17 protein-coding genes and 1 tRNA gene are annotated in these 21,432 nt (G+C 57.7%); 12 read left to right on the top strand and 6 right to left on the bottom strand.

Features of this window, described 5'->3' with window-relative positions; genetic code table 11:
* Positions 1 to 107: 107 nt before the first annotated feature.
* Both ACI77D_RS02430 and ACI77D_RS02425 read left to right on the top strand, forming a co-directional pair.
* Positions 108 to 509 (top strand): DUF6911 family protein, encoded by a 402-nt coding sequence (locus ACI77D_RS02430; protein WP_407015980.1) that lies wholly within the window; start codon positions 108 to 110, stop codon positions 507 to 509.
* A gap of 344 nt (positions 510 to 853) precedes the next feature.
* Entirely contained in the window at positions 854 to 1,390 is a 537-nt protein-coding gene (locus tag ACI77D_RS02425; protein ID WP_236375512.1) for a hypothetical protein, read from the top strand.
* Positions 1,391 to 1,543: 153 nt separating this feature from the next.
* On the opposite strand, the gene ACI77D_RS02420 is transcribed toward ACI77D_RS02425, so the two are convergent.
* Positions 1,544 to 1,798, bottom strand: a complete 255-nt coding sequence (locus ACI77D_RS02420; RefSeq protein ID WP_017136667.1) for a hypothetical protein — start codon at positions 1,796 to 1,798, stop codon at positions 1,544 to 1,546.
* A 683-nt stretch (positions 1,799 to 2,481) separates the two neighbouring features.
* Here ACI77D_RS02420 and ACI77D_RS02415 point away from each other — a divergent pair.
* The 6 genes from ACI77D_RS02415 (at position 2,482) to ACI77D_RS02390 (ending at position 8,756) form a co-directional block, all read left to right on the top strand.
* Positions 2,482 to 5,052: an autotransporter outer membrane beta-barrel domain-containing protein gene (locus tag ACI77D_RS02415; RefSeq protein WP_407015979.1), complete on the top strand. Its 2,571-nt coding sequence runs from the start codon at positions 2,482 to 2,484 to the stop codon at positions 5,050 to 5,052.
* Positions 5,053 to 5,119: 67 nt separating this feature from the next.
* The gene (locus tag ACI77D_RS02410) at positions 5,120 to 5,557 is read left to right on the top strand and encodes an RDD family protein (protein WP_407015978.1); all 438 of its coding nucleotides are present in this window, start codon (positions 5,120 to 5,122) and stop codon (positions 5,555 to 5,557) included.
* 1,225 nt (positions 5,558 to 6,782) lie between these two features.
* Positions 6,783 to 6,947, top strand: a complete 165-nt coding sequence (locus tag ACI77D_RS02405) for a hypothetical protein (RefSeq protein ID WP_156526242.1) — start codon at positions 6,783 to 6,785, stop codon at positions 6,945 to 6,947.
* Positions 6,948 to 7,036: 89 nt separating this feature from the next.
* Positions 7,037 to 7,717, top strand: a complete 681-nt coding sequence (locus ACI77D_RS02400) for a CsgG/HfaB family protein (RefSeq protein ID WP_064450131.1) — start codon at positions 7,037 to 7,039, stop codon at positions 7,715 to 7,717.
* Positions 7,718 to 7,746: 29 nt separating this feature from the next.
* Entirely contained in the window at positions 7,747 to 8,109 is a 363-nt protein-coding gene (locus ACI77D_RS02395; protein WP_221293622.1) for a DUF4810 domain-containing protein, read from the top strand.
* Positions 8,106 to 8,756, top strand: coding sequence for a DUF799 domain-containing protein (locus ACI77D_RS02390; protein ID WP_221293623.1), 651 nt, complete (start codon positions 8,106 to 8,108; stop codon positions 8,754 to 8,756). The genes ACI77D_RS02395 and ACI77D_RS02390 overlap by 4 nt, the downstream gene beginning before the upstream one ends.
* A gap of 47 nt (positions 8,757 to 8,803) precedes the next feature.
* Here the strand turns inward: ACI77D_RS02390 and ACI77D_RS02385 are convergent, their stop codons facing one another.
* The 3 genes from ACI77D_RS02385 to ACI77D_RS02375 all read right to left on the bottom strand — a co-directional run bounded on the left by ACI77D_RS02385 (position 8,804) and on the right by ACI77D_RS02375 (position 14,483).
* Complete coding sequence (locus ACI77D_RS02385; protein ID WP_407015977.1) at positions 8,804 to 11,017, bottom strand: M10 family metallopeptidase C-terminal domain-containing protein; 2,214 nt, start codon at positions 11,015 to 11,017, stop codon at positions 8,804 to 8,806.
* Positions 11,018 to 11,109: 92 nt separating this feature from the next.
* A complete protein-coding gene (locus ACI77D_RS02380; RefSeq protein WP_407015976.1) occupies positions 11,110 to 12,396 on the bottom strand; it encodes a M10 family metallopeptidase C-terminal domain-containing protein in 1,287 nt (428 codons plus the stop codon).
* 182 nt (positions 12,397 to 12,578) lie between these two features.
* On the bottom strand, positions 12,579 to 14,483 hold the full coding sequence (locus ACI77D_RS02375) for a M10 family metallopeptidase C-terminal domain-containing protein (RefSeq protein ID WP_407015975.1): 1,905 nt from the start codon (positions 14,481 to 14,483) through the stop codon (positions 12,579 to 12,581).
* A 557-nt stretch (positions 14,484 to 15,040) separates the two neighbouring features.
* Between ACI77D_RS02375 and ACI77D_RS02370 the strand changes: the two genes are divergently transcribed.
* From ACI77D_RS02370 to ACI77D_RS02360, 3 genes are all read left to right on the top strand, one after another.
* The gene (locus tag ACI77D_RS02370; protein WP_407015974.1) at positions 15,041 to 16,669 is read left to right on the top strand and encodes a vWA domain-containing protein; all 1,629 of its coding nucleotides are present in this window, start codon (positions 15,041 to 15,043) and stop codon (positions 16,667 to 16,669) included.
* A 155-nt stretch (positions 16,670 to 16,824) separates the two neighbouring features.
* Positions 16,825 to 17,397, top strand: a complete 573-nt coding sequence (locus ACI77D_RS02365) for an RNA polymerase sigma factor (RefSeq protein WP_064450138.1) — start codon at positions 16,825 to 16,827, stop codon at positions 17,395 to 17,397.
* Positions 17,394 to 17,990 (top strand): hypothetical protein, encoded by a 597-nt coding sequence (locus tag ACI77D_RS02360; RefSeq protein ID WP_262666726.1) that lies wholly within the window; start codon positions 17,394 to 17,396, stop codon positions 17,988 to 17,990. The genes ACI77D_RS02365 and ACI77D_RS02360 overlap by 4 nt, the downstream gene beginning before the upstream one ends.
* 131 nt (positions 17,991 to 18,121) lie before the next feature.
* Here ACI77D_RS02360 and ACI77D_RS02355 read toward each other — a convergent pair whose 3' ends face one another.
* A complete protein-coding gene (locus tag ACI77D_RS02355) occupies positions 18,122 to 19,390 on the bottom strand; it encodes an Abi family protein (protein ID WP_407015973.1) in 1,269 nt (422 codons plus the stop codon).
* A tRNA-Arg gene (locus ACI77D_RS02350) sits at positions 19,363 to 19,439 on the bottom strand. Before ACI77D_RS02350 ends, ACI77D_RS02355 begins: the two co-directional genes overlap by 28 nt.
* Positions 19,440 to 19,810: 371 nt before the next feature.
* On the opposite strand from ACI77D_RS02350, the gene gabD reads away from it, so the two are divergent.
* On the top strand, positions 19,811 to 21,253 hold the full coding sequence (gene gabD / locus ACI77D_RS02345; protein WP_064450140.1) for an NADP-dependent succinate-semialdehyde dehydrogenase: 1,443 nt from the start codon (positions 19,811 to 19,813) through the stop codon (positions 21,251 to 21,253).
* Positions 21,254 to 21,432 lie beyond the last annotated feature (179 nt).

Here is a 21,432-nt window from a genome sequence, read left to right as displayed (position 1 = left end):
TTCGCAGGGCATGTCATGACGCCCAAAAAAGTATGAGTTAAAAGAATAGAAGAATAGAGAAGAATAGTGGTCTGACCCCTATTTTCTGCATTAAGGAGAAAAAATAGATGATCATCGGAGGGTATACCCTTAGTCCTGAGCATGGCAGATCGCAAATCCCTCTCATTGATCAGCCGACCATGGAAGATGTAAGGTCCATTATATGTAAATATAGTAAAGTCGACGGCGTCGCTTCGTTGTCTATGTCCCCGGCACCTGAAGCCGGACCTTACGAAATCAATCTTTATGCTGATTCTGGAAATTATATTCTGATGCTCAACCAGTACCTTGATGATGGTGAGCATGTTGTGCATACTCTTAATAATACGTCGGCTGGAGCAAAATTGGTTGATGTTCTGGGCGATTACTATCCGGCGAGTTTTGTCACAAGAAATATAGATATCGTTATTTCTTGTTTTCAAGAATTTTTGAGGTCCGGTGATGTAAGCTTTACAGTGTTGAATGCTTAAAGTAAAAAGGAAAAATAGGGAGGAAATAGGGGGCAGGCCACGGTTTTTCATTTTTTAGAGTTCAGCTGAGTTGCTCCTTAAAAATGTTATTTGTTTTTTGTAATTAGTGTATTTGTTGGCCTGTTGATGGGCGGCTAAGCTGTAAGCTCTTTTTCAGTTAGGGGTTTATATGGCTCGCCGTCCTAGGGTTTTACTGCCGGATATCCCGTTGCATATTATACAGCGGGGAAACAATCAGTAGAGAAAGGGGAAGGATTTATTTAATTTTCCGAGCCCTTTGTTGCTTAAATAAATCTGTCCCCTTTTCGCCTATAACCGCTTGATATGTAAGCCTAGGAGTCGTCTTGAAAATACTTTTGTTGACCCTTTTTTCAGCTCTATTGCTGAGTGGCTGCGGCTCTGCACGCTATGAGAAGCCTATCCCCTACGACCAGGCCACCACCGCACGCATCCGTCTTTTTGGGAATAACGGTTTGCCTGTCGCCATCAACCCCGGGCAAGACTGCGCGTCGAGTAAAGAACCTCTTTTTGCCTACGGTTACACCGTTGCGGATAAGGTCAATTCCACCTTGGGGCAACACACCAAGCGAAGTGTCGGAATGCCCGCTTCCTGGAGGAGCGAGCACCTGAGCTATGGCGAGTCTTATGCCGAGTTTGTGATCCCTGCGGGGGTGCCGTCGGTGGTTGTGATGAAGATGGTTGCCGCTGAGGCGTCTTGTGTGCCCGATGCCCGTGTATTTGTTCCTGAGGCGGGTAAAGATTATGAGGCGTACCTACAGAGGCAAGACTGGCAGTGCGGTGGCGTGATTCGACTGCTCTCTGGTCTGGAGACGCCGGGTGCTATCGCACACGTTCCGTCGAACAGTTGCGGGAGAAAATAAAGGTAACTGGCGGGCTGGGCCGGCAGCTGTTCATGCTTTTCGTGCAGCGCCAAGGCTGCATAGGCGACAGGCCACTTTTACTGCCCAGGCGTGGCCCGCACCTAATCACTGCCCCACCGTTAACAGGGCAACTCGTCAGCCGCCCTGTCGCGGTCAGTTGACGCTGTTAAGCCTGCGAATAATGACATCCAGCAAATCACACCCATCGCGCAGCGGTATAGCCAGTAGTTGCGCGAAGTCTTGAAGCACCACAGCATCACTGCTGAGTTGTTCGCGGAAGGCCAGGTTTTCCAGCAGTTGGGTGACGGCGCGAATCCGGTACGCGGCGGCGTCGTGGAGCACGTCGAGGGGCGCACTGGTGTCGATAAGCAGAGCGGGGACGGTGCAGTCGTGGCCCGTTAGGGGCATGTATTGGTTCATTTTTCAGTACTCTGTTGGTGGATTAAGCCACCACGCATTCGTCGCCAAACGAATGGGTGGCAGCTGTACGCAGGTTGGCGAACCGGAACAGAGTAACCGGCAGACCCGAAGGTCTCCCGCGCACAGCCGCCATAACATGCACAGCTTTGCGGGTGCAAAAACACCTGCATGGAAGCGGGTTGCTTTTGCACTCTGTTGTCAGGTCGCCAAACCTGATCGCCATATGGGCGACGGGCCGGACTATAAGCCCCGCACCCAAACCCACGCAAGGCATCAACGCCCTGACTCAAACCCCTGCTTCCCATCCCCAACCCCCACCGACGCTAACGCATTCCGCCGTCTGCTCACGGATATCACGCAAATCCCCAGTAATTTGGGGAAGCGTCCTACCGCAAAAGGAACCATTTCCCTCAGGCCCGGGTCTTTACCCCGCCCACCCGCAACCGGTCGGGCTGCATGGACTGCAGCGTTTTCAAAATACATTAAGGACTAATGTGAACCTCGCCCCCCCAATCCCTTTTCTGCCACCACCGGCTGCGGTGCGATTGCTCGCGCCTGTGGTTCAGCAAAGCGCCTTGAGGGAGTGCATTCGGATCATCTGATCCTTCGCTCAGCACACCTACGGCCGCCGGGCTTATTGGCGGCTTTTACTGTAGTTCATGGAGTTTGAAATGAAGCGTAAGCCGTTCCAGAAAACCCTGCTGGCCCTGATGGTCAGCGCAGGCGCCGCACAGGCCAGTGCCGTGGAATTTGATGTGAGTACCGGCCAGAACGCATGGTCGTACCAGAACTTCAACGAGACCGTCACGCTGGTAGGGACACGCAATATCGTCGCCACTGAGCGCAAGACCGACGGCGCCAGCGTGGCCGATACCAACATCCAGGGCGCGTTGATCAACTATGCCAATTTCAACCTGGATGGCAGCGGCCGCAATGTGCGCGGGTTTGTGGTGGATGGCGCGCTGGATTCAGACCTCAGGAACCGTGGCGGCACCATCACTGGCGGTATCGTTCAGGCCGGCACCATCAACATGTACAACCAGATCTGGGCCGAAGGTTTTGAAGTGGGCGCGGCCATGGTCGGCGGCAATGTGGTTAACACCGGCACGATCATCGCTGTCGACGTACCGGGCTCCGGCCCGGAAAGCGACGCGGAAGGCATCTACCTCAATGGCACTACGGTTGCCGGTGATGTGATCAACTCGGGCCTGGTGGATATCACCTCGTACTACGGGTATGGGTTGATTCTGGATACCCACAACAATATCCCGGTGACGGTCGGCGGCAAGATTATCAACGCCGGGATTATTCGCGTCACGGGTGAAGAAGCGCTGGGCATGGTGATTGAGACCAAGACCAATGACCTGCGCATTGAGAACACAGGCCTGCTCTCGGTTACCGGTAATCAGTCACGGGCGGTGGCGATATACGAAGGCACTGTCGATTACCTGCAAAACACCGGCACCATCGAAGCCAAGGGCAGCAGCGCGACGGCTATCAACCTGCGCGGGGCGACGTTCACCACCGGCTCGCCGGTCGGTGCGCGGGGCATCATCAACCGGGGTGTGATCAGTGCCGACAGCACGGCGATCCTGGTAAACCCTGCCGAGCAGACCTCGCCCTTCGAGATCAACCAGCAAGCCGGGGAAATTCGCAGCCATTCCGGCATTGCGATTGACGGCGGCAACATGGCCTCGCTGATCTGGACCGGTGGCCGCATCCAGGGTGACGTGCTGGATGTCCGCTCGGTGAACATCGGCGGGCAAGCGGATTTCACCGGCCGCCGTATCAACGCGCCGGTGTCGGTTAACGCCGGTTCCCTGAACCTGTCGGCGCCCGGCACGGTGGTGAGCCGCGAGTTGTATGTGGGCAGCGGTGCGGGCGTGGATATGCGCCTGGGCAGCAACGTGGTGCCGACCACGCCTTACCTGACGGTCAACGGCGCTGCCACCTTTGCCCCGGGCTCGAACATCACCGTCAGCGCCAAACCCGGTGACTTCACCAGCACGCCTGCCGCCACGCAATACACGCTGTTGCAGGCCGGTAGCTTGCAGAATAACGGCCTGACGGTAGCCAGCGCGTCGTCGTTGCTCAATGTGCTCAGCTACTCGGCTGATGCGCAGACGGTCAAGGCCGTGGTGGGCGTGAAGAGCGATCAGCAAGTGCAAACCATGCTCGCCAGTGTGGGCACTGCCGAGCCGACCGTGGCGGCGGTCAACACCCTTAAAAACCGCGTGCTCGGCCAGTTGGACACCCAGGACGCGGTCTTCCAGTCGGTGGCCAATGCGCCCTCGGTGCAAGCGTTGGCGCAGGTTGGCGAACAGCTCAAGCCGGATGCCAACCGTGGCGCTTTGGATGTGGCGTTGTCGGGGCAAAGCGTGGTCAACGGCGCGATCTTCAACCGCCTTACCGACCAGCGCGAAAGCCGTCAAACCGGCGGCGTGTGGGTGCAGGGCCTGAGCAGCAACATGGACCAGGACGGGCGCGGCGGCGATAACGGTTACTCGGCCAACAGCAGCGGCATGGCGGTGGGTGTGGACGGTCGCTTGAACGACACCACCACCTTGGGCGTGGCCTACAGCTACCTCAATTCCAACATCCACTCCGACCTCGGTAACAAGACCGACGTCGAGGGCCACGCGCTGTCGCTGTATGGCAACTGGGCGCTGCAAAACTGGTTTGTCGACGGCAGCCTCAGCTACGGCCACAACGACAACGACAGCAAGCGCCATGTGGCAGGCACCACGGCCAAGGGCAGTTACGACAGCAATGTGTTGGCCGCCAGCGTGATCGGCGGCTACAGCTTCAAGCCGTCGCAGGCCGTGGTGATCGAGCCGCGCGTGGCGGCGCGTTATGCCAACGTGCGCATGGATGGCTTCGACGAGAAAGGTTCGGCGGCTGCACTGAGCACCCGTTCGCAGCGTTATGAAGTGGGCGAGTTGGGCGCCGGTCTTCGCCTGGCCGGCAACGTGCCAATGGGCGCGGGTAGCCTGCAACCGGAAGCGACCTTGATGGCGTACCACGACCTGATGGGTGATCGCGTAGCGCAAACTTCAAGCTTCGTGGCAGGCGGTGCGGCGTTCACCACCACTGGCGCTTCGGTGGCGCGTGACAGCTATGAAGCCAGTGTCGGGGTGAATTACCAGGTCTCGGATTTCACCGTGGGCGCCAGCTACACGCGTCAGGCGCGCAGCGGGTTTGATGCCGATGGGGTGATGCTAAAAGCGCGTTACGCGTTTTAAAAAACTGAGCGCCTGGCCAATGGGCCGGGCGCTTCATGTCCCTTTATCCCGTCACGGATCAAAAAATATGATGAGTGATTCTCTAACGGCTACCGGCACGTTCAACTTGGCCAGCCGCAGCAAGCGACTCTTGGGTTTCATGGTCGACATGGCCGTGGTTTTTTTCATTTTGCTGCTTAAATATCTAATGGCGTCGCTGGCCATGCGTTTCTATTCTACGTTCGGGCAGATGTTTTTTCAGGTTATCGACGCCGTGTTAACGCTGTTGGCCTTCGGCTATTTTTTGTTTTGCGATGCTTTGCCCAAAGGTCAAAGTCTTGGCAAACGGCTGTTCAGCATGTCGGTGGTGGGATACCCCTACGCGACGAACTGCACGCCGTTCCAGTCGTTCCTGCGCAACGCGTGCAAAATGTTGTTCAGCCCACTGGATGGCTTTTTGGTGCTGTTTGGGCTGCGTCGTCGTTTGGGCGACATGTTGGCCAAGACAATCGTGATCAACGCCTGAGCACACGCGTTATCGCCAAACCCCTGTGGGAGCGGGCTTGCTCGCGATAGCGGTAGATCAGTCGATATTGCCAGTAACTGACACACCGCTATCGCGGGCAAGCCCGCTCCCACCTTTGGATCTGCGTCTGTCAGATTGGCCGCGTTCTGCCCGCTACATAAGCCAATACCACAAGAACAGCTAGCGCCGCCAAACCCCTGTGGGAGCGGGCTTGCTCGCGAAAGCGGAAGACCAGTCGATACCTCAAGTGACTGACACACCGCCTTCGCGAGCAAGCCCGCTCCCACTTTTGTATCTGTGTCTATTAGATTGGCTGCACTCTGCCGCTACCCAAGCCAATACCATTGGAACAGCTAGTGCCGCCAAACCCCTGTGGGAGCGGGCTTGCCCGCGAAAGCGGTAGACCAGTCGATTTTTCCAGCGACTGACACACCGCCTTCGCGAGCAAGCCCGCTCCCACCTTTGGATCTGCGTCTATCAGATCGGCCGCACTTTGCCCGCTACATAAGCCAGTACCACAAGAACAGCTAGCGCCGCCAAACCCCTGTGGGAGCGGGCTTGCCCGCGATAGCGGTAAATCAGTCGATATTGCCAGTGACTGACACACCGCCTTCGCGAGCAAGCCCGCTCCCACCTTTAGATCTGCGTCTATCAGATTGGCCGCGCTCTGCCCGCTACATAAGCCAGTACCACAAGAACAGCTAGCGCCGGCAAACCCCTGTGGGAGCGGGCTTGCTCGCGAAAGCGGTAGATCAGTCGATACCTACAGTGACTGACACACCGCTATCGCGGGCAAGCCCGCCCCACCTTTGTATCTGTGTCTATTAGATTGGCTGCACTCTGCCGCTACCCAAGCCAATACCATGGGAACAGCTAGCGCCGCCAAACCCCTGTGGGAGCGGGCTTGCCCGCGATAGCGGTAGACCAGTCGATATTGCCAGTGACTGATACACCGCCTTCGCGAGCAAGCCCGCTCCCACCTTTGGATCTGCGTCTGTCAGATGGGCCGCACTTCACTGGGCTCGGCCGCGGGGGGCGCTGCATGTTGTTCGACCCGTTGGCCACCGCAAAATGTCGGTGCACCTGGCTTGAGCTGTCGTTGAGGCGGGCGTTGCCGTTGGGCGGTGAATGTCCTCTTGGCAGCAAAACCGCTTGAGTACACAGGGCAACCCCGTAAAATGTCGCGGCATTAGCAACATGGCATTTTTCAAGGACGAATCAAGCAATGCGCATTTCTGCTTTTCTCCCCGTCACCTGCCTGATGGCGGGCTGCACTTTCCAGCCGGACCGCTCTGCGCCGGTCATCCTTGCCAAAACACCTACCTGCTGGCCCGACACGTTTGATGGTGAGGCGCTGGGCAAGATCGCGCGTTTTTTCAGAAAATTCTGATCGCCGCCATATCGTAGTCAACGTACATAACAGTCCCTCCCGCTGGTTCATCTGCTGCAACCACGGACCTCTCACCCTAGGAGCACCCTGTGAAAACACTGTCCAAAATCCTGCTGTCCGGCGTTGCCGCCGCAGCGCTGCTGACCGTGGCCGGTTGCGCCACGGAGAGCAATCGCGCGATGCCGGTGGAACAAGTCGCCAGCGCCAGCGTGGCCTATTCCGGCGTACGTGTACCGATTGCCGTGGGCAAGTTCGATAACCGTTCCAGCTACATGCGCGGCATCTTCTCCGACGGCGTTGACCGCCTCGGTGGCCAGGCCAAGACCATCCTGATTACCCACTTGCAGCAGACCAACCGCTTCAGCGTGCTGGACCGCGACAACATGGGCGAAATCTCCCAGGAAGCCGCGATCAAAGGCACCATCCAGAAGCTGAAGGGCGCTGACTATGTGGTGACCGGCGACGTGACCGAGTTCGGCCGCAAAGAGACCGGCGACCGCCAGCTGTTCGGCATTCTTGGCCGTGGCAAAACCCAGGTGGCTTACGCCAAGGTCGCGCTGAATATCGTCAACATCAGCACGTCCGAAGTGGTGTATTCCACCCAGGGTGCCGGTGAGTACGCCCTGTCCAACCGTGAAATCGTCGGCTTCGGCGGCACCGCCAGCTACGACTCCACCCTCAATGGCAAGGTCCTGGACCTGGCCATGCGCGAAGCAATCAACCGCCTCGTCGACGGCATCAATGCCGGCGCCTGGAACCCGCGCAACTGATCAGCAGCACCTCAAGGAGCAGTACAAGGATGAGCAAGGCAGTTAAGTTGGCGCTGATGCTGACAGCAATCGCAACGGTCGCCGGGTGCCAGACGGCGCCCCAACCCCTGTATCAATGGGAAAGCTACCAGGCAGAGGTTTACGAGTACTTCAAGGGCGAGCCCAAGGAAGCACAGGTGGAAGCATTGGAGCGCGATCTGCAAAAGATCAACGCCAGTGGCCGCAAGGCGCCGCCGGGTTACCACGCGCACCTGGGCATGCTGTACCTGAGCATGGGCAAGGATGACCAGATGGTGCAGGAGTTTCGCACCGAGAAGGCACTGTTCCCCGAGTCGGCTTCGTACATGGACTTTCTGCTGAAAAACGCTAAAACCGGAGTCGCTAGCAAATGAGCCTGTTAAAACTTACCGGCGCCTTGCTGGCCCTGGCTTTGCTCGGCGGCTGCGCGGCGCCCAAGACCATTGATTACACGGCGTATAAACAGGCCCGGCCGAAGTCGATCCTGGTACTGCCGCCGATCAATGAATCGCCGGAAGTGCAGGCGTCCTACAGCCTGGTTTCGCAAGTTACCTATCCGTTGGCCGAAGCGGGCTACTACGTGTTGCCGATTGCCCTGGTGGACGAAACCTTCCGCCAGAACGGCCTGACCACCGCCAACGATATCCAGGGCGTGGCACCGGCCAAGCTGCATGACATTTTTGGTGCGGATGCGGCGTTGTACATCACCGTCAGCGAGTACGGCACCAAGTACATGCTGATCTCCAGCGACACTTCCGTGACGGCCTCGGCCAAGCTGGTAGACCTGCGCACCGGCACCACCTTGTGGACCGGTTCGGCACGTGCTTCCAGCGAGGAAGGCAACAACAACGGCGGCGGCCTGGTGGGCATGCTGATCTCGGCGGCGGTCAAGCAGGTGATCAACAGCTCTACCGATGCCGCGCACCCGATTGCCGGTATCGCCAGTGTGCGTTTGCTGTCGGCCGGGCAGCGTACGGGGCTTCTGTATGGTCCGCGTAATCCCAAGTACGGTACCGACTGAGTCACCGGTGTGAGAAAAACCCGGCCATTACGGATGGCCGGGTTTTTTTATGCCTGTTTCTGCGGCTCTTTGCGGTGCTGCTGGATCAGCTCTGCGCGTGTCGCGGCACCTCTTGAGGCGTGGCTATTGCCCACCTGGCCGATGATCGAACCGTAGTGCAGCGCAATGATTTCTCCGGTGTTGGCTGAAATCAGCGGAGAACCGGACGTGCCCGGTATTTTGTAGGCGTCATGATAGAAGGCGCTTTGGGCGCCGCTGTCGGTGCTCCGCCCCAAAAGCGTGGTGGGCTTGCCTTCGGCGTTCAGGAAAGAAATACCGAGCCCTTGTTGGCCGTGGTTGGGCATAAAGATTTTTTGTCCGGCTTGGGCCTGCGGGTTATCGGCCAGTTTGAGTGGCGGGAATTGCTTGGCCAGCGTGTTGATCTGCGCCTGGGGCAGGTCGACCCGCAACTCGGCGTAATCCAAGTGTGCGTCGCTGCTGATAGCGCGGCTGTCCAGCGGCACCTTGCGTTCAACGCGCATGCGGCCGCTCTCATCTTCGGTGTAACCCAACCACAGTTCGAGCTTGCTGCCTTTGGCGAGTGCGTCGTGCACATGTTTGTTGGTCAATACGCTGGCGCCTGTGTCGATCAGTGAGCCGGTGCCCAAGGTGTTGTAATGAACCCGGTCGTAGCCCCATGAGTCGCGCACCACGGTCACCTCGCGAATACTGCCCACCGCTTTGGCAGAGGTATACATGGGGGAGTTCTTGAGCGACTCACTGGACCAGTTCTGCAGGGAAAAGGGTGCGCGCTGCGGGGCGTTTTTTTTGCCTGTGGGCCCAGGGAGAGTGGGCAATGTTGAGGTGGCTGGCGGTGCTTGTGGCACCGTGCGGTGCGCCGTTGAGCCATTGACGATCACATCGCTGGCTTTGATTGCACCGCTGCTCCTGATGAACAGGTCGGCGTTGCCGTTGCCGTTCAAGTCGATGGACAGGCTACTTTCCCGGGTGCTGGGGTTGTAGCCCAACACCGCTTCGCCCGCCCGGCCGCTAAAGCGTGCCACGAAGCGCAGGCTATCGACACGTGCCTCGCGCAATGCCCCGGATACATCGATCTTGTCTTGCCCGCTGCTGAAGTCGGCAAGCAGGTCGGAGTGACTCAGGGTGGAATCACTGGCTTTGTCGTAGACAAACGTATCGGCTCCGGCGCCGCCGGTCAGGCGGTCTGCCCCTGCGCCACCTTTCAGGCGATTGTTCGCAGCGTTACCCGTCAACCGGTCATCTCCCGAGCCGCCGATGGCATTTTCGATGGTCACGCCATTGGCGATGGAGACGTTGCCTTGCATGCCACCGACATCAGAGAAGTGCTGGGCGTTGAGGTTGATGCGCTGGTTTTGGTGGAAGCCGGAAAAGTCCAGGGTGTCATTGCCGCCGCCGTCCCATATGCAGAATACGGGGGCATCATTTGAGGACCGGAGGCTGAACGCTTCGCGCCCGGCGTTGGCGTTGAAGCCGTAGGTTGTGTCGGTGTTGCGGGTTTTGTAATTGGCGCCATACAGTTTTTGCACGGCCGTGATGTCGTCCATCATTGGGGTGCTGGGGTAGTAGGTGCGCTGGTGCTTGGCGAAGTCATGGCCGAGATTGCCTTCCCACCAGTAGCTCATGATGCTGTAGGCGCGGGTGTCTTCGGCATACTTGGCATGGGTGGCGTAACTGGCACCGGCGCCATTGTAATTACCGGGATGCAGCAGGCCCAGGGTATGCCCGATTTCATGGTTCATGAGCCATTGCCCGAAATGGTCCTGGCTGGGGGGCCTTTCCTTGCCATCGGAAGCGATCCAGACCTGCGTGCCGTCGCTGTAGATGCCGGGGTAGGAGCCTTGTCCGGCAACGCTGAGCTGGGAGTCGTTGCCTAATAACATCTTCCCTTCGGCGTAGGGCGCGTTTTGCGTAAACGTGATATTGGCGACATCCGACCAGTACTGCATTGCACGGATGGCGTCGTCTTTTTGCGCGGCGGTAAATTTATTGGCCCCCTTGGGCGTATTGAACGGTGCTTTCGAAGCTGTAAAGAACTGGAAGGAAATGCGCGTGACACCGTCATTATTGAGGTCTTTCCAGCGAAAGCCCATTCGGGTGATTTGTGCTGCGGCCTGGTCTGTGTTGTAGGATTTCTTTTTATTGCCCGGGGTTGAAAGAGTGCTCGCCGGTTGGCTGTTCGGCTCGGCGGCCTGCGCATTCGAAAAAGCAGACGTGATAAGGGGCGGGTTGATTCTGACCATGGATTTTTACCTTCTGTCAGTCGCTGACGCTATCTACGAAGTCCGGCGCTGCTTCAGACGTGAACGCTCAAGCAGCGCCTTTACCTGAAAGGTTATCGGGGGGTAATAAGGCCGGTGATATCGTGAGGCCTGATCAACTGGGTACTCTTCACCAGAAAGTCGGTTTGGCTATTTCCGGTCAGATCAATGGCCACAAAGTACCGCTGGCTATACGGGTTGAACCTCACCAAGGTGTCTCCCGCGCGCCCTGTGTAGGCGTTTACCCGTTGCAGCTGAGTGCGGGTTTCTTTGCTCAAGCCCGTGAGGTCGATCTTGTCTCTGCCACTGACAAAATCGAGGATCAGGTCGGCCTTGGCCACGGTTGAGTCGCTCGCCTTGTCGTAGACAAAAACGTCCGCGCCACCGCCGCCTTTCAGAGTGTCTGCGCCGCCACCGCCCTTTAGCCGGTTGTTCGCGTTGTTGCCGATCAACGTGTCGTCATGGGCTCCGCCAATGGCGTTTTCGATGGTCACGCCTTTGGCGATGGAGACATTGCCTGTCATTCCGCCCACATCCGAGAGCGCTTCGGCGTTCAAGTTGAGGGTCTGCTTCTGGTGGAAGCCGGAACAGTCCAGCGTATCGTTGCCGCCGCCATCCCATATGCAAAAGACCGGCGCGTCCCGTGACGACGTGAGGCTGTAATAGTCGCGATCGGTATTGGAGTTGAAGCCGTAAACGGTATTATCGCTACGGGTCTTGTAGTTGGGGCCGTAGAGCGCCTGCACCGCCGCAATATCATGCAACATCGGCGCAGCCGGGTAGTGAGTCCACTCGCCGTTTTTCGAGAAGTTTTGACCGCTCCGGATCTCGGGGTTGTAACTCATCAGGCTATAGGCTTGAGTGTCCTCAAGATAATGGCGCGCCGCGGGGTGTTGGGTGTAGTCCCCTGGATGATCCAGGCCCAGCGAATGACCAATTTCATGGGTCATGACCTGTCGGTCATGACGATCAGTCTTGGGTTGCGCATGCTCCTTGTCCAGCCATGCCTCACCGCCTTTCTTGAAGTTCCTGGGAAAGGGCAGGGACGCATAGGATTCTCCGTCACCGTCGTAAAGACCCAGGGTAAGCCGGCCCTCGGTACTGGCACTGTTCTGCGAGAACTTGATACGGGCAACGTCGGCCCAGGCTTGCATGGACATCCGCGCCAGTTTCTTTTGTTGCTCACCTAATTCACTGGCGTCCCTGGGCACATTGCTGACCGCGCGCGGATTGTCGGGAGTGAAAAACGCATAGGCAATATCAACGACACCGTCGCGGTTGCGGTCTTGCCATTTAAACCCTCTTTCATTACTGGTACGCAGCAGTTGCCGGGCGGCTTGATCGGTGGAGTAGGACGCCAAGGCGGGGGCCTTTATGACATCGGGTGGTTGAGTGGCGTGTACAACTGCGCGTACCGGGTAAGACGGTTGACTAACTGGCAACATCTACTTGAGTCCTTTTAATAGGCAAAGTGAAGCGTGAGCTTTAAGGCTCATGGGTGAGTGGAGTGGTTCAGGGGTTAATGTATTTAAAGGGGGCTGGTTTACCAGGCGCGTGAAAATGCGTTGGCCCGAACTGTGGTGCGTGTAGTTAAACCGATGATGTCTTCAGGTTTTATTATTTGAGTGCTTTTGACTAGAAAGTCTGTTCGACGATTACCCGTCACGTCCACGCCCACGAAGTATCGACCGCTGTGCGCGTTAAACCTGACCAGGGTGTCGCCAATTCGCCCTGTGTAGTGCTCGACAAGTTGAAGGGGTGTGCCGATGTTCTTTATCAAACCGGTGAGATTGATCTTGTCTTTGCCACTGACAAAATCGTTGATCAGATCAGCATTGTGATAGGTCGAGTCGCTGGCTTTTTCGTATGTGTGTGTACTTGAACGGTGGTGCGTGGGGGGAGTCACTGTGGAACGATTGCTCGGTGTCTCCGGCTGCTTATCCAGCGTTACGGTACTTGTGGGCGCGATGATGTCCACCGGTTTGACTTGCCCGTGGGCTCGGATCAGCAGGTCGGGTTTGCCGTTGCCTGTCATATCGATAGCCACGCTGGCGCTGCCACTTTGCTCGTTATAGGTGAGTACGGTCTCACCCGCTTTGCCGGTCATTTCGCTGACAAATGCCAGGCTGGCGACATTGGCGTGTTTCATTGCCGCGGACACATCGATTCTGTCGGTGCCACTGATGAAATCCATGAGGACGTCCGGGTTATCCGGCGTGGAATCGCTGGCCCTGTTGTAAACGAAGGTGTCTGCGCCGCCACCACCCCGCAGCCGGTCACCGCCTGCGCCGCCGGTGAGCCGATTGTCGGCGTCGTTACCGATCAGAGCGTCGTTGCCTGACCCGCCGATGGCATTTTCCAGGGTGACGCCCCGGGCGATGGAAACGTTGCCCTTGAGCCCGCCGACATCCGAGAACGAGCCGGCCTTGAGATTGATGGTCTGGTTTGCCGCGTAGCCAGAGACGTCCAGGGTGTCGATGCCACCGCCGTCCCAGATGCAGAACACCGCAGCGTCCCGGTTGGAGTTCAGGGTGTAGTAGTCCCGCTGGCTGTTGGAATTGAAGCCGTAGGTGGTGTTGTCCTGACGGATTTGACGATTGGCGCCATACAGTTTCTGGATCGCGGAAATGTCATCCATCATCGGAGCCGCAGGCGAGGTCCTGCCGTGGTTTTTGCCACTTTTTTCCGCGCCGAAATAGCTCATGACGGTATGGGCTTTCGAATCCTGGGCGTGATTCCATTGGCTTGCGGTCATGCTGCCATTGTAGTTGCCGCCATGTGACAGCCCCAGGGCGTGACCTGTTTCGTGAATCAAGTCGTTGGGGTTTACCCGCCTGGGGTTGTAAAGGGTCGAGCCTCCATCGGGATGGTTGCTTGGGTAATAGCCGACAGCGGTGGGCACGCTATTTGATATACCAAATGACATTCTCCCCTCTGTTCGAGGCCCGTTTTCCTCGAAGACAAGATTGGACACATCGCTCCACGACTGCATGGCACGCCGCGCCTGGGCTTTCTGGCGCTCATCGAACTGTCCGAAACCCGTATTGAACGAGTAGGAAACAGAGGTTTTGCCGTCACCATTTCGGTCAACCCACTTGGCGTTTTTCCGTGTGAGGTTGTCACTGGCCTGGCGCGCATCGAAAGAGCGTTTATTCAGGCTGGCCGCATACGGGTCGTCGGGTCTCAGCGTTGGGTCTTTGCCGTCCCAATTGCGCGTGGTCGGTGTGTCGGGTGTCGTGGGGTTGGTTGTAGGAGTTGGATCCAACGGGCGTCGTATGACGGGTTGAATAAATGGCCTTACGAAAGGATGCCGAAGGAAGGGCTGCACGAGTGGACGGAAGATCGGGTGGTTGAAAATCTGTTGAGTAAAGGGTCGAAGGATCGGCCCCAAGAAGTTTTCAGCGTAATTCGGGTGTTGCAGTAGAGGTGGCCTGAAGTCGATTCGCATGAGAATAATCCATTTTTTGTTGTGAGATGGATTCCTTTTTTTATATGGAAAGTGCATGTCCGTTTGCTGTAAATACCTTCGCACTCTATAAATGAATTGCCAATGGGGTATATGTTTCTTGAGTGTGTTGGCTGTTCAGTGCGTCATGCTTTGTAATGGGGGTTGTGTTTATTATTTTTTAAACTCTGTGTGTGTGGCGCTGATTTTGAAAGCGTTGCTCGTGGGTGTGAAAGCGTACATTTCAATTATGTTTAATATGTCTTCTTTGGTAATACAGAAATTTTTACAGTGTGAACGTTTTTGCTAACGCATTTAGCGGTCAGCCAGTAGAGCATCTTATTTAAGTGCTTCTATTCTCGAAGTTTCCTACAGGCTGGATGTTTTTTTGGACTTAGCCTTGCTGAATAAATGACAGCTCTCTGTGCTGTGATCTGACAACGGGCTCAGCGTGCACTGGGGGAGAGTGCTTGGCGAAGAAACCTCGAGCCTTAACCCGAACCCAGGGTGCTTTGCGTCTGAACCTATGAACGGACTATTCACTGTTGAGGTTCAGCGCCATGTCACAGGCTCCTTTATTACTGCGTCCCATCGGCTGCAGCATTGTCGTTACCGTGCTGGCGGCGCTCGTCGGCTGCGGGCTGTCATCGTCTCGAGAGGCTGCCAAGCCTGTCGCAGAAACGCCCGCAGCGCCTAGCCCTGAGGGGGCCTTGGCCAAGCGGGCGGCGGCCCCTGTGTTGATGGCCGCGCAAAGGGTCATGCATGACTCGGTGGCGTTGGCGTACCGGGACGCGCCTCGAGAGCAATACCAGAACCTGCCCGATAATCCGGTCTACAGCGTGGCACAAACCCCGGTGTCGACGTTCAGTGCAGACGTCGACACCGGCAGTTACGCTAACGTGAGGCGCTTCCTCAACCAAGGTAGCCTGCCGCCTGACGGCGCTGTGCGTCTGGAGGAAATGGTCAACTACTTCCCCTACAACTATGCACTGCCCACCGACGGCTCGCCCTTTGGCGTAACCACCGAAGTCGCCGCGACGCCGTGGAACCCGCACACCCGATTGTTGCGCGTCGGCATCAAGGCGTCTGATCGCGCGGTGGCGGATCTGGCGCCGGCCAACCTGGTGTTTCTGGTGGATGTCTCCGGCTCCATGGACCGCCGCGAAGGCTTGCCACTGGTGAAAAGCACGCTGAAGCTGCTGGTGGATCAGCTGCGTGATCAGGACCGAGTGTCGCTGGTGGTCTATGCCGGTGAATCTCGTGTGGTCCTCAAACCGACCTCCGGACGCGAAAAAACCACGATCCGCAACGCCATCGACCAACTCTCGGCGGGTGGTTCCACGGCGGGCGCATCCGGCATCGAACTGGCCTACCAGATGGCGCGCGCAGGGTTTATCGACAAGGGCATCAACCGCATCCTGCTGGCCACCGACGGTGACTTCAATGTGGGCATCAGCGACTTCGACAGCCTTAAGCAAATGGCCGTCGACCAGCGCAAAAGTGGTGTCTCCCTGACCACCCTGGGCTTTGGTGTGGATAACTACAACGAGCACCTGATGGAGCAATTGGCTGACGCAGGCGATGGCAACTATGCCTACATCGACAACCTGCGCGAAGCACGCAAGGTGCTGGTGGACCAACTCGGCTCGACCCTGGCGGTGGTGGCGCGGGATGTGAAACTACAGGTGGAATTCAACCCGTCCCAAATCAGTGAGTACCGGCTGCTGGGCTACGAAAACCGTGCCTTGAAGCGTGAGGATTTTAACAACGACAAGGTCGACGCTGGTGAGATCGGCGCAGGGCATACGGTGACTGCGTTGTACGAAATTGTGCCGAAGGGCGAGCAGGGTTGGTTGGAGCCATTGCGTTACGCCACGGCCCCTGCGGTTGAAAACACGTCCGCTGAGTTGGCGCTGTTGCGCGTGCGCTACAAGCCTGCGGCAGGCGGTGCCAGCCAGTTGATTGAGCGGCCCATCCGCAACCAAACCACCCAGGCCAGCGACGATTTGCGCTTCGCCGCCGCCGTGGCCGCCTTCGCCCAACAGCTCAAGGGTGATGGCCGCTACACTGGCAGTATGCGTTTGCAGGACACCGCCGCACTGGCCCGCTCGGCGCGAGGCGATGACCCGTTCGGGCTGCGCAACGAGTTCGTGCAACTGGTGGAGTTGGCGCAGAGTCTCAAACACTGATCTTGGGCCCGATGAAGCGCCAGTGTGGGAGCTGGCTTGCCTGCGATAGCGGTAAGTCAGCACCGCAGAGGTTGCCTGAACCACCGCTATCGCGGGCAAGCCCGACGGCCACCATTGAAAGGTTTTAACGTCTCAAAAGGAGTTCGCCACTTAACATGGTCGTTTCAGACGATTCACCCAGCGACGAATCGCTGCTGGCCCGTTACCGAACCGGTGACGCTGCTGCGTTCGAGGTCTTGTACGCGCGGCACCGCCAAGGTTTGTACAGGTTCCTTGTATCACTGAGCAACAAGGCCGAACTGGCTGAAGAGGTGTACCAGGAAACCTGGCTCAGCCTGATCCGCAGCAGCACCCAGCCACAAGGCCGGGCGAGCTTTCGTACATGGCTGTTCCAGATTGCCCGCAACCGCCTGATTGATCACTGGCGCAAGCACGGCGTGCACAACCCGTTGCACGACAGCTACGATGAGCAACTGCACGCCCAGGCCGACGACAGCGCCGGCCCTGAGCAGCAACTGAGCCTGAGCCGCGATCAGGCGCGCCTCGACGCCGCGTTGCAAGACCTGCCCGAAGACCAGCGCGAAGTCTTCCTGCTGCGCCTGCACGGCGACCTCGAAGTGCCGCAAATCGCCGCGCTCACCGGCGCCCCGCTGGAAACCGTAAAAAGCCGCCTGCGTTACGCCCAGCAGAAACTGCGCCGCCTGCTGGCCGAGGAGATACCCGCATGACTGACTCCCGACACCCCCAGGATTGCGACGACGTGTTGCTCCAGCACTTTCGTCAACACACCGCCGGCGAACCGCCTGCGTCCCTCGACGCCTTCATCCTCAACGCCGCCCGCCGCGAAGCCCCGGCACCGCAACCGAGCCTGTGGCAACGCTGGCTGCACGCCTGCCAACGCCCGCGCTGGCAAATGGCATTTGCGACCGTCGCCGGTGTGGCACTGATGATCGGCGTGGTGATGCGCTCGCCCGTGCCACAACAGGAGGTGGCCACAACGACGTTCTCCGCGCCCCACCCAGAAGCAGCACGCCCGGCGCCGCAAGCGTTTTCGGCCCCCGCGCCCGCGCCTATGGCCCGCATGGCCGCCGCACCGCCGGTTCAGGCTGAGGTCGCCGGCTCGATGGCCGATGCGCCGGCAGTGAAACTGAGCAAACGCGCGCCGGTGGCGTTGCCTTCATTGGAGGAGGGGCTGCAGGAGATTGTGAACCTGCGCCTGGCCGGAGCAACCAGAGCGGCGGATGAGAAGCTGCTGGCGCTGCATGAACGCTTCCCCGAGGAAGACTTGCCGGCGCGGTTGGAGGCGTTGCAGAAGCGGTAAGAGAGTGAATACTTTTGTCGATTGACGAGCGATGGTAAGCCTTTATACTTCTTCGCAACACGGCCCCTGTCGGTTGATGCGCTTCGGTGCTGAGACTGCTCAGGGGTTTTTTATTGCCTGTATTTTTTCATTTACCAACTACGGTTCTGCCAATCGTGATCGACCCCCATACCCTCTAAATTTAAATCAAGATGGTGTAAGTCTGGAAAATCGTTTTCCATCAATGTCTTAAGTCGTCTTCCCCAGCTTGACGATGGATTGATGACTTGCATCAGATGTTGAGTGATGCACAACAACATGAATGGCCGGGCCCGCCGATGCACGTCATCGTGAAATGCCGACAATGAAGGTGCTTGCTCTACAGGCGGTAGTTTTGGCTGGTCGACAATGTTGCGATTCCAAAGACGACTGTGATGAGCGCATACATTTCTCAGGTAATTCAGACTACGCAACCAACTGGCGAAGGTCCTGCCATTGCTGATGCCATAGGCCTCAGAAATTGCGTCCTGGTCGCTCTCTGTCATACCTGAGTAGAGGGTCGACAGTGTGCCAAAGTCCCACACCTCACACGCCACCCAGACCGGCAGTGGTAGGCCATATTTTTCCTTGTTATGACGGATGAAATCTTCGTTTGAGCGGTTGATCAATACAGCGTGTTTCCCGACCCACACATGATGTTTGGTTAACCCAGTTTTAGCTTCCAATTGGATAGAGAAGCTCTCGTGGAAAAAATCAGGCTTCAGGTAGGCGAATTTGTCGTGTCTACCTAATGTGTGTGAAATATCCACTCGCAGGGCTATTTCAATGCGTTCCAGCGCATCCAGAGTCAGTAGGCGGAGCTTTTTATCGAAGACATACAGGTCGATTGCATTCTGGAAGGTGGTACCGGGCTTGAAGGTATCGAGTGGGATTCGCGTAGGTTTCGTTTTAGCGGGTTTCTGATATCTATGCTGGATGAGCGGACAGCAGAGTTCAGTGCGCTCACGAAAGGCAAACCAGTAGCCGCTGAGGCGGTAGTAGCCGATGCGCTCCAGGTACTCCAACGCTTTAGGTTGGTCAGTAGCGGCCATGCCTCGCGCGCGAAGCAGTTCGAATTGTTCCTGATAGCTCTGCCAGGGTTTTGGATAACCACGCGTCATCGATAAACTACCCTGGCAGCCGTGTGGCAGGCCTTTATTTTTTTGAGGTTCAGCCTGGAAACCTGAGCGTTCTTGATCGAGCGGTTTCTGTACTGTGAAGCGACGAGCAATGTACCTCTTTTGTCGCAGCTTCCTATGGCTGGAAGCTTTTAGAGACAAAGACCCCAAAGATCCCAAATCTAAAATGCAAAAAAGCCCCAGGTCTTTCGACCTGAGGCTTTTTCTTGCGTATCTGGTGCACCCGGCGGGATTCGAACCCACGACCCCTGCCTTCGGAGGGCAGTACTCTATCCAGCTGAGCTACGGATGCTTGTGCGGGCGACATCATACCCATGTCGCCCTTGGGCGTCCATGCCGGTCTTTGGCCGTTTATGGGTAGGAATTTGCTCAACCGAGGCCCTGCGCCGGGGACCAGTGATCAATACGTTGGAACCTGGCCGAATGACGCTGATCAGAAAGATTCGGCAAATGCGCCGTTTTCGTTCTTTTTTTCGAACAGACTATTGCCCTGTACCCCCATTGATCCTAGGATTCGTTTGAGATTTCAAACGCTCTGTCTCCCGTGCGCTTTTTCATTATTCCCGCGCGCTGGGGCTGATTTCCCTGACGGCAGCCCACAAGGCGCCTTTCAACAACTCTAATTCGCTCCGCGTGCGCGCGGTGCTGTTAAGGAAAGCCGACATGCAGCTCAAAGATACCCAGTTGTTCCGCCAACAAGCCTTTATCGATGGCGCTTGGGTCGATGCGGACAACGGTCAAACCATCAAGGTTAACAACCCTGCCACGGGCGAAATTCTCGGCACCGTGCCGAAGATGGGCGCCGCCGAAACTCGCCGCGCCATCGAAGCCGCCGACAAGGCCCTGCCGGCCTGGCGTGCACTCACCGCCAAAGACCGCGCCAACAAGCTGCGTCGTTGGTTTGAGCTGATCATCGAGAACCAGGAAGACCTGGCTCGCCTCATGACCCTGGAGCAGGGTAAGCCGCTGGCCGAAGCCAAAGGCGAAATCGTCTACGCGGCCTCGTTCATCGAGTGGTTCGCCGAAGAAGCCAAGCGCGTCTACGGTGATGTCATTCCCGGCCATCAGCCGGACAAGCGCCTGATCGTAATCAAGCAGCCGATCGGCGTTACCGCCGCCATCACGCCGTGGAACTTCCCGGCCGCCATGATCACCCGTAAAGCCGGCCCGGCCCTGGCCGCCGGTTGCACCATGGTGCTCAAGCCTGCGTCGCAAACCCCGTTTTCGGCGTTCGCCCTGGCTGAACTGGCCCAGCGTGCGGGCATTCCAAAAGGGGTGTTCAGCGTGGTCTCCGGCAGCGCCGGCGATATCGGCAGCGAGCTGACCAGCAACCCGATCGTGCGTAAATTGTCCTTCACTGGCTCCACCGAAATCGGTCGCCAGCTGATGGCCGAGTGCGCCAAGGACATCAAGAAAGTCTCCCTGGAACTGGGCGGTAACGCGCCGTTCATCGTGTTCGACGACGCGGACCTGGATAAGGCCGTCGAAGGCGCGATCATTTCCAAGTACCGCAACAACGGCCAGACGTGCGTCTGCGCCAACCGCCTGTACATCCAGGATTCGGTGTACGACGCGTTCGCGGAAAAACTCAAGGTGGCCGTGGCCAAACTCAAGATCGGCAACGGTCTGGAAGAAGGCACCACCACCGGCCCGCTGATCGACGAAAAAGCTGTGGCCAAGGTTCAGGAGCACATTGCTGATGCCCTGAGCAAAGGCGCCAAGCTGCTGGCCGGTGGCAAGGTGATGGAAGGCAACTTCTTCGAACCGACTATTCTGGTGAATGTGCCGAAAGACGCGGCTGTGGCCAAGGAAGAAACCTTCGGCCCGCTGGCGCCGCTGTTCCGCTTCAAAGACGAAGCCGAAGTGATCGCGATGTCCAACGACACCGAGTTCGGCCTGGCCTCCTACTTCTATGCCCGCGACCTGGGCCGTGTGTTCCGCGTGGCTGAAGCCCTGGAATACGGCATGGTCGGCGTCAACACCGGGTTGATCTCCAACGAAGTGGCGCCGTTCGGCGGTATCAAGGCTTCGGGCCTGGGCCGTGAAGGCTCCAAGTACGGGATCGAGGATTACCTGGAAATCAAATACCTCTGCCTGGGCATCTAAGCGCTGTAAGGGATAGCCCGGCAAGAGATTGCAGTAAACGCAGAGGGCACGAGAGCGCTGACCCTTTGCGTGTTTCAAGACGTTATTCGTAGTGGCCGGGAAAGCTGTGGCAGTCGATCATCGCATGCTGCCGTAGTTGCCTCCCCGCCACGTATTCCTTGGACCCCGCCACCCGATGA

This window comes from Pseudomonas sp. O39, from assembly GCF_045447295.1.
GTDB classification, from domain to species: Bacteria; Pseudomonadota; Gammaproteobacteria; order Pseudomonadales; family Pseudomonadaceae; genus Aquipseudomonas; species Aquipseudomonas antarctica_A.
Note: the sequence above shows the minus strand (reverse complement) of the source record. Positions and strands in the feature narration are given on the sequence as shown.

Coding starts and splice junctions, on each gene's coding strand:
- ACI77D_RS02415 (WP_407015979.1), top strand. CDS start 2,482: ATGAAGCGTAAGCCGTTCCAGAAAACCCTGCTGGCCCTGATGGTCAGC.
- ACI77D_RS02370 (WP_407015974.1), top strand. CDS start 15,041: ATGTCACAGGCTCCTTTATTACTGCGTCCCATCGGCTGCAGCATTGTC.
- ACI77D_RS02360 (WP_262666726.1), top strand. CDS start 17,394: ATGACTGACTCCCGACACCCCCAGGATTGCGACGACGTGTTGCTCCAG.
- ACI77D_RS02390 (WP_221293623.1), top strand. CDS start 8,106: ATGAGCCTGTTAAAACTTACCGGCGCCTTGCTGGCCCTGGCTTTGCTC.
- ACI77D_RS02405 (WP_156526242.1), top strand. CDS start 6,783: ATGCGCATTTCTGCTTTTCTCCCCGTCACCTGCCTGATGGCGGGCTGC.
- ACI77D_RS02385 (WP_407015977.1), bottom strand. CDS start 11,017: ATGGTCAGAATCAACCCGCCCCTTATCACGTCTGCTTTTTCGAATGCG.
- ACI77D_RS02410 (WP_407015978.1), top strand. CDS start 5,120: ATGATGAGTGATTCTCTAACGGCTACCGGCACGTTCAACTTGGCCAGC.
- ACI77D_RS02365 (WP_064450138.1), top strand. CDS start 16,825: ATGGTCGTTTCAGACGATTCACCCAGCGACGAATCGCTGCTGGCCCGT.
- ACI77D_RS02375 (WP_407015975.1), bottom strand. CDS start 14,483: ATGCGAATCGACTTCAGGCCACCTCTACTGCAACACCCGAATTACGCT.
- ACI77D_RS02430 (WP_407015980.1), top strand. CDS start 108: ATGATCATCGGAGGGTATACCCTTAGTCCTGAGCATGGCAGATCGCAA.
- ACI77D_RS02420 (WP_017136667.1), bottom strand. CDS start 1,798: ATGCCCCTAACGGGCCACGACTGCACCGTCCCCGCTCTGCTTATCGAC.
- ACI77D_RS02395 (WP_221293622.1), top strand. CDS start 7,747: ATGAGCAAGGCAGTTAAGTTGGCGCTGATGCTGACAGCAATCGCAACG.
- gabD (WP_064450140.1), top strand. CDS start 19,811: ATGCAGCTCAAAGATACCCAGTTGTTCCGCCAACAAGCCTTTATCGAT.